Source organism: Kordiimonas aquimaris (assembly GCF_025574485.1).
Lineage (GTDB): Bacteria > Pseudomonadota > Alphaproteobacteria > Sphingomonadales > Kordiimonadaceae > Kordiimonas > Kordiimonas aquimaris.
This window is the reverse complement of the sequence record NZ_JAOBPO010000002.1, coordinates 842,948-855,888: the sequence shown is the minus strand read 5'-3', so window position 1 is coordinate 855,888 and position 12,941 is coordinate 842,948. Positions and strand designations below refer to the sequence as shown.

Annotated in this window: 11 protein-coding genes and 1 tRNA gene; 6 read left to right on the top strand and 6 right to left on the bottom strand. The window is 46.9% G+C overall.

Translation table 11 applies throughout. The features are described from left to right. Window positions 1-65 precede the first annotated feature (65 nt). Both OEU88_RS09695 and OEU88_RS17685 read left to right on the top strand, forming a co-directional pair. Window positions 66-1,219 (top strand): IS3 family transposase gene (locus OEU88_RS09695; RefSeq protein WP_262694959.1). Its coding sequence is split into 2 segments (ribosomal slippage): window positions 66-306 and window positions 306-1,219, totalling 1,155 coding nucleotides; the frame shifts between segments, so codons are not numbered across the junction. Between the two features lie 20 nt (window positions 1,220-1,239). After that, on the top strand, window positions 1,240-1,395 hold the full coding sequence (locus tag OEU88_RS17685; protein WP_394805237.1) for a hypothetical protein: 156 nt from the start codon (window positions 1,240-1,242) through the stop codon (window positions 1,393-1,395). On the opposite strand, the gene OEU88_RS09690 is transcribed toward OEU88_RS17685, so the two are convergent. Further along, on the bottom strand, window positions 1,392-1,775 hold the full coding sequence (locus tag OEU88_RS09690; RefSeq protein WP_262694958.1) for a holo-ACP synthase: 384 nt from the start codon (window positions 1,773-1,775) through the stop codon (window positions 1,392-1,394). The two genes, OEU88_RS17685 and OEU88_RS09690, sit on opposite strands and share 4 nt — an antisense overlap. A 293-nt stretch (window positions 1,776-2,068) precedes the next feature. Between OEU88_RS09690 and OEU88_RS09685 the strand changes: the two genes are divergently transcribed. Next, window positions 2,069-2,218: a hypothetical protein gene (locus OEU88_RS09685; protein WP_262694957.1), complete on the top strand. Its 150-nt coding sequence runs from the start codon at window positions 2,069-2,071 to the stop codon at window positions 2,216-2,218. 1,103 nt (window positions 2,219-3,321) lie between these two features. Here the strand turns inward: OEU88_RS09685 and OEU88_RS09680 are convergent. The 5 genes from OEU88_RS09680 to OEU88_RS09660 form a co-directional block, all read right to left on the bottom strand. Then, window positions 3,322-4,650 (bottom strand): DUF6538 domain-containing protein, encoded by a 1,329-nt coding sequence (locus tag OEU88_RS09680; RefSeq protein WP_262694956.1) that lies wholly within the window; start codon window positions 4,648-4,650, stop codon window positions 3,322-3,324. A 194-nt stretch (window positions 4,651-4,844) separates the two neighbouring features. After that, window positions 4,845-4,919, bottom strand: a tRNA-Gln gene (locus OEU88_RS09675). Between the two features lie 173 nt (window positions 4,920-5,092). Then, window positions 5,093-6,016: a 4-(cytidine 5'-diphospho)-2-C-methyl-D-erythritol kinase gene (locus OEU88_RS09670; RefSeq protein ID WP_262694955.1), complete on the bottom strand. Its 924-nt coding sequence runs from the start codon at window positions 6,014-6,016 to the stop codon at window positions 5,093-5,095. 2 nt (window positions 6,017-6,018) lie between these two features. Then, window positions 6,019-7,746, bottom strand: a complete 1,728-nt coding sequence (locus OEU88_RS09665) for a tetratricopeptide repeat protein (RefSeq protein WP_262694954.1) — start codon at window positions 7,744-7,746, stop codon at window positions 6,019-6,021. A 45-nt stretch (window positions 7,747-7,791) separates the two neighbouring features. Then, on the bottom strand, window positions 7,792-9,450 hold the full coding sequence (locus OEU88_RS09660) for an electron transfer flavoprotein-ubiquinone oxidoreductase (protein ID WP_262694953.1): 1,659 nt from the start codon (window positions 9,448-9,450) through the stop codon (window positions 7,792-7,794). A gap of 243 nt (window positions 9,451-9,693) precedes the next feature. On the opposite strand from OEU88_RS09660, the gene OEU88_RS09655 reads away from it, so the two are divergent. The 3 genes from OEU88_RS09655 to moaB are packed head-to-tail and all read left to right on the top strand — an operon-like array spanning window position 9,694 to window position 12,852. Next, window positions 9,694-10,551: a uracil-DNA glycosylase gene (locus OEU88_RS09655; RefSeq protein WP_262694952.1), complete on the top strand. Its 858-nt coding sequence runs from the start codon at window positions 9,694-9,696 to the stop codon at window positions 10,549-10,551. Further along, window positions 10,548-12,335 (top strand): lytic transglycosylase domain-containing protein, encoded by a 1,788-nt coding sequence (locus OEU88_RS09650; RefSeq protein WP_262694951.1) that lies wholly within the window; start codon window positions 10,548-10,550, stop codon window positions 12,333-12,335. Before OEU88_RS09655 ends, OEU88_RS09650 begins: the two co-directional genes overlap by 4 nt. Further along, the gene (gene moaB / locus OEU88_RS09645) at window positions 12,328-12,852 is read left to right on the top strand and encodes a molybdenum cofactor biosynthesis protein B (protein WP_262694950.1); all 525 of its coding nucleotides are present in this window, start codon (window positions 12,328-12,330) and stop codon (window positions 12,850-12,852) included. Before OEU88_RS09650 ends, moaB begins: the two co-directional genes overlap by 8 nt. The last annotated feature ends 89 nt before the right edge of the window (window positions 12,853-12,941 follow it).

Here is a 12,941-nt window from a genome sequence, read left to right as displayed (position 1 = left end):
TGAGATGCCCCTAGATTTGTAGACACCTTGTTCATTATAAAATGGAAGCAAGGAGTTTATAGATTATGCCGATAGGTGTTCGTTATACAGAAGAATTCAAGCGCGATGCGGTCGCTCAGATCACAGACCGAGGGTACAGCGTCAAAGAGGTGGCTGAACGGCTTGGTGTTTGTACAAAGTCCCTTTATGATTGGAAGAAGCTTTTTTCAAAGCCAAGCAAGGAACGCAAGCAGGAAGCTGCTGACAGCGCTGAGATCAGGCGGTTAAAAGCTGAGTTGCTTCGAGTCACCGAAGAAAGAGATATCCTAAAAAAGGCAACGGCGTACTTCGCAAGGGATGCGTAGTGAAGTACGCCTTCATTCAGGCGCACCAAACTGTGTTTCGTGTGCGGGTGATGTGCCGCGTCCTGAAGGTTCATCACAGTGGTTTCTATGGCTGGGTCAAGAAGCCTCTCAGTAAGCGGGCCAGAGATGACAACCGGCTTATCGGGCTCATCAAACAAGCCTGGCTTGAGAGTGGTTGTGTTTATGGATACCGCAAACTTCATGACGACCTGCGGTCGCTCGGTGAGACCTGCTGCCCGAACCGTGTGGCACGACTGGCAAGCATTGCGGGCGTCAAAGCACAAATAGGCTACCGGCGCAAAGCTGGTTTTTACGGTGGCAAACCTGCGATTGTTGCAGCCAACAGATTACAGCAAGACTTCAAAGTGGCCCTGCCAGATCATGCCTGGGTCACGGACATTACGTATATTCGCACGCATCAGGGGTGGCTATATCTGGCCGTTGTCATTGATCTTTATTCCCGCCGCGTGGTGGGTTGGTCTATGCAACCCCGTATGCAGATGGATTTGGTGTTGAGTGCCTTGCTGATGGCTGTCTGGCGTCGCAAACCAAAGCAAAAGGTGATCATTCATTCTGATCAGGGCAGCCAGTTTACAGGCCATGAGTGGCAGAAGTTCCTCGGCGCTCACAATTTGGAAGCCAGCATGAGCAGGCGCGGCAACTGCCATGATAATGCTGTTGCTGAGAGCTTTTTCCACCTGTTAAAGCGCGAACGCGTCAGGCGCAAAACCTACGCAACCCGCAAGGATGCTCGCCAAGACGTCTTCGATTACATCGAAATGTTTTACAATCCAAAAAGAAAGCATGGTAACAACGGGTTGTTGTCTCCCGTCGATTTTGAACAACAAACTAAAATGAAATCGCAAGGTGTCTAACAAACTAGGGGCATCTCAAAATGACAGGTCATTTGGAAGTATCTTGCCGTTCGCCGGCCGATTGGCAGAAGGCAATTATCGATGGCTGCAATATTTGGAACAGTCTCCAAAAAAACAATGGCGGCATAGTTCGTGTGGACCGGCAGCAAAGGCTTATTGAGCACATCGGAGTCTAACCGCTTACCGCAATAACGCTTGCATGCGCTTTGCCATCACAATAGCTGACACTCGCAAGAAAATTTTCTACACCAAGTGTCTCGGCACGATCTTTGACTTTATCCAGCAATAGAATTCTGATGCCGCCGTTGCGCTGACGTGATATGCTAACTTGATTAAAAGATACACCGTTGCCGAGGCCTAGCTCCAAGCTTTTTAGTACAGCCTCTTTAACGGCGATTTTTCCACTTAAGCTTCTGTAATTATTAGAATTAGTGTCGAATGCCGCGATCTCGTCCGCGGTGTAGTAATTTGTGCGGACAAGTGCCCACATTGTTTCAAATATCTTTGTCATCCTGCATTCATCAACGACATCAACACCGTGACCTATTATATTCACTAAATTTCCTTCAATTTTTATTTCAGTTACCCATACTAGCGCATTAAACAACGCACAAAGTTGATATTTCAATAGAAAATAAAAATGGCTGCGTGGCAACGCGGCCCATTTATTACTGCGCAGCGACCAACCGAAAGCTGATAGATTTGTGACACTGTTAACGGTTGAATTAGGTGGGCTAATAATTTCCACGATATGTTAGAGAAACTTAAACAGAAGTATATTTTTTAGTCGTTTTTTGTTAATATCGAGATTGGTTGCGAATCTAGAATGTTAACGTACAGGAGTGAATGATGGCTGTTAAGCACAAACCAACAAATGAGGTACATCAGGGAACAAAAGGTGGTGTTACAGGATGTGGCTTTGACACAAGGAAAAACGCCGATCATTGGGTGGCCTCGTCTGAAAAAATCACCTGTGAAAAAAATGGCTGTAAGAATTAAGTAAAGTTCGCATTGGTAAACTTGACTTAGGGATTGCAGAGGGGAGTGTGAAGGCGACAATTGTGGCCCGTTTAGTATTGCCCTGATTGCAGTTCTGAGGTTCTTTTATCTCCAAGCTCGCTTACCAGCTAGCTGGTAAGCTGTATTGCATTCTCCTATAAGGCGGAAACGATATCCATTTCATTTTTTGCTAAAACTGCCTCATCGATCCCCAACTGTTTGCATGTACTTTTCTGTTGTTTCAGTTTTTTTCTCCGGGCCACTATCTTTGCGCCGAGCATCTTTGATTCAGAAAATGGGCAGTGATTAAGGTTTTGCTAACGCCGGAGCGGCTTGTTCAAATCCGTAATGTTATTTTCCAAAAAGTACGGGTTCGGTGTCCGCTTGGGTCGTTCTCTGCCTTTCAGTTTCGGTAGTCAGCTTCCGAACGAAAGTCCCCTCTTGGCGACTAGCCGACGATATTTTCTTCCTGTTCAGTGACTGGAAACGCTCTAAATGCGGACATACATGTTCCTCTAGAGAGAAATATCCATTGCCAAAGTATGATACTTTATTGTGGTGTTACACTAATAACCACTGATGCTATTCTTATTGTCCGCAACCATGTGCCTATGGTTTGCGCCGCGATGACCAGACCTCTTTACCGCCTAACAAAATACACCAGCTGGTTTGGAGGATTAAATCCAATTTGAAGATAGGCGAGACCAGACCGTCATAAGCCATTATAGAGGGTATCTTTTTTGGGTTTGAATTGGCTTTTCTGAACAAAGGCAAATTGAAACTCAACCAGCCCTATTGTCAAATTACGTTTTTTATGGCTTAATAAAAAGGCTCGAAAAGAATAGTTGGACCTTCTGCAGAAGGACAACAGTTGAGCGCTCACAACATTAAACGGCCTCCAAACTGGACCCCCCCGGAACGTCTTTCAGGCGAGGACCGGACCTGCGAAGATCTAGATCGTGCTCTTAGGATTGCAGCCGAAATCACTTGTGATTACGGCGACAGGTTTCTCGGGTTTTTCCAACTGATTGAACGACGGCATGCAGCACACATTACAAAATCTATTGAACAACAAAAAGCGCGCAATCTGGCAGCCAGTATAGCTAATCGCCGCCGGGTAAATCCTGCGAAAGCATTAGCTTCTGCATCCAGCGCTGCTTCACCTTCAACGCAGGTCCAGCGCCGTACTTTGGTCGCCCAAGCGCGTGGCCAAACAACTCGACCTGCATTCGTTCAGGCGTCTCGACTTCGTTCAACCGGTCCTGAAATCCGTGACGAAGGCTATAAAGAGTAGCACCAGGAACAAGTATTTTGTTTTCCCGGAAAAATTTACCAATGGCATTCACGCAGCTAACGTGCCTTTCCACGTATCGTGGAAACCCGCCCGGAAATTTCTGAAAAGCCTTCAGAGCCGATCCAACCAGAGGAATATCGCGCCTGCTAACTTTGGTTTTCAGCATGCCGAATTTGTTTTCCCGTATCTTGAAATGCGGCACGTCCGCGTCCAGCACAATATCATTTGGCGCGCGGGTGATGACCTCAACGGGCCGAGCACCGGTTTCAGCACATATATAGACGATATGGCGCGCCTGCTCATTGAGACCTGCAAGAGGGTTATTATTATAAAGGCAATGCAAAATCTCTTTCTTGGTCATCGATACCCGTTCTTCGCTATAGCCTTTCTGTAACCTCAGTCCGCCTGAAAACGGGCTTTTAAGATTGATACCCTGAACATCGAACACTTTTTGGATAATGCCGCTTAACAGCTCCATATCTTTGTTGGCCGTGTCGGCTTTCACTTCATCCGCTTCGACCAGATCCAGCCACCAGTTACGGTATTCAATCGCATCCGGCCGGGTTATTTGATAAATATCCTTATCGCCGATCACCTTGATAAACTTGCGCACACACCGCTTGCGCGCATGGGTCCAAATTCTTGTCTGGGAATCATTTTTCCCCCTGATTTTGTCTCGTGTGTTCTCCCAATAAATTTCGAGCGCTTCCGACAAGGGCAACTCAGGTTTCTCAACGGTGCCAAGCAAGGCTTCGGCTGCTTCGATCTTTTGTGCCGGACTTTTGATTTCATCGACAACATTCAATCGCTCTACCAGTTCACTCACAGGAGCGGCATCCAACTCGGGTAGAGTTTTATAGTCGAACCCATACTGCCGGGCATTGGCAACGGCGGCTTCAAACCGGTTCCGCGCCGCTGGATCGCATCCGGTTTTGCGGAATTTTTCCCATGTTTCCTCTATCGCTTCGTTGATGCTGTCGCGGCGGAGGAGCGCTTGCAGTAAATTACTGGTGTCCAGCGACTGCTGAATGAAAGGACGACCGCCATATAAAGACAATAGGTCCTTGGGAACCCGCCGATAATAATAGGCATGTCCTTTAATCCATTTCAGGTATTTGTCTTTGCAGTTAACACCCACTTTTTAGTCCTTCCATTTGGCGGCAATTGGAAGCGATGTAATAAAAAAAGTAATAAAAATTGTAATAAAAAATGTAATAAAAATCAAGGGTTTACAGTGATTCGAGTCTGCATATTGAGTGCTTGTATTGCAGGTACCCCATTGTATTTGCTTGATTTTTTGGCTGATACTGCCGTCTTCAGTTCCAAGGGAACTGGCTGGGGCGGCAGGATTCGAACCTGCGAATACCGCTACCAAAAAGCGGTGCCTTACCACTTGGCGACGCCCCACCATAGTGTGCCGCGGTTTGTAAAGAAACTGACCCATGCTGTAAAGCTATTTTTCAGCCTTTTGTCGCAATTTTTTTTCAATATTAAAATACTGGATAGCACATGTAGTTCTGCCGGGTTTTTACATACTTGTTATACCGACTTAGTATTAGTCAAGTCGGCGCCTGAAACACTTATGATGCAATCTCGTCAGCCATCACCCACCAATGCGGCGCATGTTCGCGAACCCTGCTTGCAACAGCATTAGCTGCCTCTTTATTATGGTATAGAGCTACAACACTTGCACCGCTGCCAGTCATCCGCACAAAATCCGTTTGGCTATTCTGTTTTATGAAGCGCGTAACCTCCATAATTTCCGGGCAAATCGTACAGGCAGCATCCTGAAGACTGTTAGAGGTTAACAAATTTAATGCGTTTATATCAGTTGTTACCGCTCGCACATCTCGCAATGCAATATCAAAAGGCGGTAAGTTACGTTTTTCTCGATACTCCCTGAAACCTTTAAATATCATTGGTGTGGATACAGCAACGTTAGGGTTTACAATAACGACACCAGCATCCCACGGTAACGTTAGCGGCGTAATTTTTTCACCTATACCACGTGCCATTAACGATTCGCTATATAAGCAAGCCGGAACATCTGCACCAAGTTCTAGCGCTATCGACAACAGATCATCAACTGATATATCTAGATTCCAAAACCTGCTGAGACCCACCAAGGCCGCAGCGGCATCAGCTGAACCGCCGCCAAGGCCAGATGCTATAGGCAGGTTTTTCTCAAGCTCAATATCGGCACGACAATCAACACCTGCAAACGCGGCCAATTTATGTGCTGCCGCAAAAACAAGATTTTTGGAAGGATCAGTATCTTCAAGCACATGCGCAAACGGGCCTGACACACTTAACTCAAGGCAATCTGCGGGCTTTATCCGCAACAAATCACCCCGTTTCGTGTAAACGAATAAACTCTCTAGAGTATGATACCCGTCATCTCTACGTCCTGTTACATGCAAAAACAGATTGATTTTAGCAGGCGCTCGCACATATATGCTGCCATCTGGGCCTAACTCTGGTTTTGGTCTTTTGTCGAAGCCCACGATCAGGATTCCTTAGGCAGCCCTAAATCTAATTTACGCTGTAACTGAGCTAATTCATCAGCTTTTGGATTACTGTCTATTGCATGCTGCCATTGAAAACGGGCTTCGATTTCTCGCCCAACTTGCCAGTACGCATCACCTAAATGATGATTAATGGTTACATCAGTTGGTTCAATCCTTACAGCTTGCTCCAATAACTTAACTGCTTCTTCATAATCACCAGTGAGGTAATTTACCCACCCTAAACTATCAATAATAAAACCATCATTAGGGCGTTCTTCAACAGCCTTCTCAATATAGCCTTTCGCTTTCTCGATATAGAGGCCGCGATCAATCCAGCTGTACCCAAGATAGTTTAAAACACTAGGTTCGTTGGGACTGAGGCTAAGTGCTCGTGTCAGGTCATATTCGGCTTTTTCCCAATCACCAGCCTGCTCATATGATACACCGCGTGCAAAATAAACAAACCATTCTTCTTTGCCTGCAGCTTTCATAATATCAATAGCTGTTGAGTACCTTAGAATTGCCTCATCAAAATCCTCTTTCCCTCTCAGTAAATCACCAAGGGATGTGAGGTAATTAGCATCTTCCGGATTATCCCGCAGGGCATTTCTTAGACTGTCTTCAGCTTGTTGTATTTGCCCAATACGCCTTAATGCGTTGATTTTGCGCTCTTGGGCTGCTCGGTGCAAGATACTTGACGCTGGCACTGTGTCGTATACGGTAGCAGCAGCACGCGGGTTATCAAGCTGATCCATCAAATTACCAAGCATAAAGTATATATCGGCAACTTCAGGTGTGAGGTATGATGCCATGCGCAAATAAACGACTGCGGCTTGCGGCGAACTACCTTGTGAAAACTCAGAAGCTAACCTGAAGAACATTGAGCCCAAAGCACCGTCAGGGTTTGCAGTGCGCTGGCTCGGAGGCCTTCCTGCCGCAATCAACATACCTTCGCGTAGTAAAAAACGGTTATTGTTATACTGCGCAGCAACTTTGCCCATGAAAGAACGAGCCTCATCACGCTTGCCATTTCTTGCCAACATATCTGCATACGCTACAAATGGCTGCAATGAAGCAGGCTGGGTTGCGTCTGCTAGCTGTAAGTATTCGGCTTCTGCGCTTTCAAAATCCTGCAGATGGTCAAACATATAGGCTAAATGCTCATCAGCAATCGGTTTCAAACGTTGGTCTTCCAGCATAGGAAAAAGTGCTAAGCGAGCCCTTTCAATATCACCTTCAGCAACGAAAGACCAAGCTCTGATAATCGGCGAAACTAGCCCACCAAAACCTGCCATCTTGGAACCATCAAGCCGCTGCCTTACAGTTGGCCAATCCCGACGCTTGTACGCTTCAAGCACATATAGAATAGAAACCAAATCATCGTTTTCAACACCGGCTTCACTTTGAGCGAGCGTAACAGCCACCTTCCCGGCTTCTTCCATGCGGCCAGCATACAAAAGCTGAAAAAATGCACGGTCGGCTACGAAACGACTGTCTGGGTCAACCTCAAGTGCCCGCATGTAATATTCAGCCGCGTCTGCAAACGCGCTATCATGTTGCGCGAGCGTTGCAGCAACAAATGGGCCATACATGCTCTGATCTGTATCACTTACAGCAAATTCACTGCGCAGTGAATTTGGAACATTTGAGAACTCGGGCACGCTGGGCGCAGTAGCGCAGCCAGCTAACCCAAGAGCCATAAGTACATATTTAAAGCGTAATACCATCAAAACTTGCCTTGGATACTAAAGTACTAACTTTAGACTAGCCTATTACATATTTGGGTAGTTAGGGCCACCGCCACCTTCAGGAACAACCCAGTTAATATTTTGCGTCACATCTTTAATATCACATGTTTTACAGTGTACGCAGTTCTGAGCATTGATCTGCAGGCGTTTTTCCTCACCTGTTTCACCAACAAACTCGTATACGCCAGCCGGACAAAAGCGCTGTTCCGGTCCGGCATATTCTGACAGGTTAACACTCACCGGCACTGCCTCGTCCTTCAACGTCAAATGAATGGGCTGATCTTCTTCATGATTTGTGTTCGATAAAAAGACAGAAGTCAGCTTATCAAAAGAGATAACGCCGTCAGGTTTTGGATAATCAATCGGCTTGGCGTTTGCTGCCTTTTTAGTGGCTTCATTATCCTTGTGTTGATGCTTCAAAGTAGGCATCAACCCGCCCAGTCCAATTGTATTCATCCACATATCAAAACCAGCATAGAATGTGCCGAGCTTGATACCAAACTTACTTAAAGCCGGACGTGAATTTCTTACCTTGTAAAGGTCCTTGTATATCCAACTGTCTTTAAATGCTTGTTCATAGCCCGCCAATTCAACGTCACCATTTGAACCTGCTGCAATTGCATCAAATGCACTTTCTGCCGCCAGCATGCCTGACTTCATCGCATTGTGACTTCCCTTAATGCGCGGCACATTAACAAAACCTGCAGCACACCCAATGAGAGCCCCGCCCGGGAAATACAGTTTTGGGACAGATTGCAAACCACCTTCGTTAATAGCCCGCGCACCGTATGATACGCGGCGCCCACCTTCCAGTATTTCACGAACAGCAGGATGGTTCTTATATCGCTGCATTTCATCAAACGGTGACAAATAAGGGTTTTCGTAATCAAGTGTAACAACGAAGCCGATAGCTATCTGATTGTTTTCCTGATGATAGATGAACCCACCACCAGCCGTACCATTATCCAGCGGCCAGCCTTGCGAGTGAATAACCCTGCCTGGCACATGTTTTGCCGGATCTATATCCCACAGCTCTTTAATGCCGATCCCGTATGTTTGAAATTGGCAGTTTGCGCGCAAATCAAACTTCTCTTCAAGCTGCTTGGAAAGCGACCCTCTGCAACCCTCAGCAAATAAAGTATATTTTGCATGTAATTCCATACCGGGTTCGTGGCTAGCCTTCGGTTTACCGTCACGACCAATGCCCATATCGCCGGTGGCAACACCTTTGACGCGACCATCTTCATGAAACAATACTTCAGAACCCGCAAAGCCAGGGTATATCTCAACACCCATCGCTTCCGCTTGCTCGCCAAGCCAGCGGGTAAAGTTACCAAGTGACGTCGTATACATACCTTTGTTAGACAGCAGAGGCGGCATAAAGAAATGAGGTAGAGACGTTTTGCCTTTTTCCGTCAAAACCCAGTGTTGATTATCAACAACAGGTGTATTGAGCGGAGCACCCTTCTCTTTCCAATCAGGAATAAGCTCGTTAATCGCTAACGGATCAACGACAGCGCCGGACAAAATGTGCGCACCAATTTCTGAACCTTTTTCAATGACGCATACCATCAACTCCTGGCCTTTTTCTTCAGCCAATTGCATCAGGCGAATTGCTGCAGATAAACCAGATGGTCCACCGCCAACAATAACAACATCAAATTCCATGGATTCTCTTTCCATGCCAGGCTCCTTCATACTAAAATCACAATTTACTCATGGTTTAAATCAAGTCGTAAACTGGGCCAAATGCCTTCTTTTTCAAGTCTTATGCATTGCAGCAAGGCAAACGTCAAACACTTGCCTGCCCTCTAGGCCTGTCTATATATAGAGTTCACAGGAATATGCGATGAAAATGCCAAAATTTTGATGCATTTTGACCCAAAGGTCTTCTATGATTAGATCAGTGACAACTTAAGGAACAGCATGTCAGCTCACGCACCTGATATAGAAGACCCCGCAACGTTACTTGCCTGGCAGGTCGCGATGGGCGCAGACGAAGCAATTGAAAGCGATTTTGTTGATAGATTTTCTGCTGTAACTTCAAAACCTGACAATGCTACCGCATCGCACTCTGGCTCTTCCGTACAGCAAAATTCTGGCAACCAAATCGCAACAAACCAAAGCACTGGAGCAAGAGTTGTAACGGCCAAACCAGTTCAGTCAATTGATGGTCACGGCGCAGAAAGTGCACAAACCGCAGCAAACAACGCTGATTCATTAGAAGAATTACGCACCGCAATGTCGAGCTTCGACGGAGGACTTTTAAAGAGATCAGCAAAAAACCTTGTATTTGCTGACGGCGTAGCGGGCTCCTCTCTCATGATTGTTGGTGAAGCGCCCGGCGCAGACGAAGACCGGGAAGGCAGACCTTTTGTTGGTGTTTCAGGCCAATTACTTGACCGCATGCTGAATGCAGCAGGGCTTGACCGCACAAAAAATGTCTACATCTCGAATATCTTACCGTGGCGTCCACTCGGGAACCGAACACCAGACACTGCTGTTACTGAAATGTGCCTTCCCTTTATCCGGCGTCATATAGAATTAGCAAACCCTAAAGTTATTCTGATGCTTGGCGGTGTTTCGGCAAAAGCGTTACTCGGCACCAGTGATGGCATCACGAAGCTACGCGGTAAATGGAAGCCATTAACGATCGGGAGCACGTCATTTACAGCACTACCAGCTTACCATCCAGCATACCTATTGCGGCAACCACATTTAAAAGGCATGGCTTGGCGTGATTTACTAGCTGTGAAAGCAAAACTTTCGGAGCTTGATGCATGACAAGGAATATACTAACCGCAATATGCGCCGCGGCTCTGTCCTTCAGCCTCACTTTGGCTGGCACAGCACAAGTTGAAGTGCCTGAAGTCCTGAGCGAACAGGATATTGCGCGTTATCAGCAAGTATTTGAACTCCAGCAAGGTGCCAACTGGAAACGCGCCGAAAAAGTCATCAAGCAAATCGACAACCCTGTTTTGATGGGGCACGTAAAATTTCAGAAACTTATGCACCCAACAGGATATCGCAGTAAGTTCAGCGAACTGTCTGCATGGATGACAGCATACTCTGATCACCCTAACGCATGGCAAGTTTACAGATTGGCGAAACGTCGGCAGGGAAAAGCACGCGCGCCGCGTTCACCGCAGAAAACACGCTATCCGGGCGTTACCGGGCAGTCAGCTCTTCCTAAACCTCCCCTGCCAAGACGGTCTCGGCTTGAAGCAAAATCAGTGCGAACATTCCTTGCAAATGTACGCCGGTATGTAAGGCGTGGCACACCGGAACGAGCGGAAAAACGTTACTGGGCGATAGAAGCCCGCGACCTGCTGGTACCGCATGAAAAAGCAGAAGCGTTGGAGCGCATTGCTTCCAGTTACTATTATGAAGGCGACAACGAGCGCGCCATGAAGTTTGCGAAACTCGGTGCCAATTTCTCCAGAGAGATAGTACCGCAAACAGATTGGATTGCAGGCTTGGCCTTCTGGCAAAACAATAACTTCGAGGCTGCTTACAGCCATTTTGAAGCACTGGCGGCATCAGAGCGCGCAGGTAGCTGGCTGCTGTCAGCCGGTAGCTTTTGGGCTGGACGTACCGCACTCCGTCTTGGCAATCCAGAAGACGGTATTAAGCATCTAAAAAGTGCAGCAACATATTCTGAGACTTTTTACGGCCTTATTGCCGCAAAACAGCTTGGTATTACACCAGATATTGACTGGTCCTTACCTCCTTTGAAACAAGAATCGGTAGACAACCTGATAAAGCATCCGGCGACAATTCGTGCACTTGCACTAAAAGAAATTGGCAGGGATGATGTAGCAGACGAAGAACTACGTCTTCTATGGGGCCGCGAAGGTGTGAGCGTTCAGGATGACATGCTCGCTTTTTCAACTGCCCTTAATCTGCCAGCAATACAAATTCGCTTAAGTCGCGTTGGCGGCACAGGTGACCTTGCCCCCACAGCAACACGTTACCCAATGCCTGATTGGCAACCGGCAGGCGGATTTAGCGTTGATCGGGCGTTAATTTTTGCGATGGTCCGCAAAGAAAGTGATTTTCGCAGCCGCGCTAAAAGCCGCGTTGGTGCAGGCGGCCTTATGCAAGTGATGCCAGCAACTGCCAGTTATATAACCAACAATCGCGCGCTGCTGCGCCGCAACAGAAACAGGCTGTACGAACCGGAGTTCAATATCGCACTTGGTCAACAATACATCGAGTATCTGCTCGATTTTGACTATGTTGAAGGTAATCTTTTAATGGCGCTTGCAGCATACAACGGTGGCCCCGGTAGCCTGCTGACATGGCGACGCGAAGTAGACTACGGTGCAGACCCTCTATTGTTTATCGAGTCCATCGGCTTCTATGAAACACGAAATTACATAGAACGCGTCATGGCAAATCTTTGGCTATATCGTTTGCGCCTTGGTCAGCCTACACCAAGCCTTGATGCTTTAGCATCTGGTGCGTGGCCTTCGCTTGAATACCTTGACACTGATGAAACACCGGATGCAATGCAACGCGCCATAAGATTAACAAGCTTTCAAGCGGATACCGACAGCGATGATTGATGAAACCCGAGATTTTATCCCAGTAAAATTTGGGATTGCGACTATTTCAGATACACGCACTTTTGCCGATGATAAATCCGGGGACACGTTGGCCGCCCGCATAGAAACGGCTGGTCACATCATTCAGGAACGGAAAATCATTAAAGATGATAAACCGTCAATAACTGCTCAATTAAATGCTTGGATTAACTCTGATGAAATTCAAGTCATCGTTTCCACGGGTGGCACCGGCATAACAGGCCGGGATGTCACCCCTGAATGCTTTGAAGCACTATATACAAAATCAATCCCAGGGTTTGGTGAGCTGTTCCGCATGCTATCATATGACTTGATAGGCACCAGCACCATTCAAAGCAGAGCAACAGGTGGTATAGCAGGCACAACACTCATGTTTGCTTTGCCGGGTTCTACAGGGGCCGTAAAAGATGGCTGGGATAAGATCTTGGTTACACAGCTTGATAGCCGTTTTCGACCCTGTAATTTTGTGGAGCTTATGCCGCGCTTTGGTGAGAAATAACACCATTAGAGTCTAGGTCCTTAACCACGTCTTTGTGAGCATGTAAGTTTCCACTTCCCTCAAAAGCATAGCTATTCTAGGGTATTATC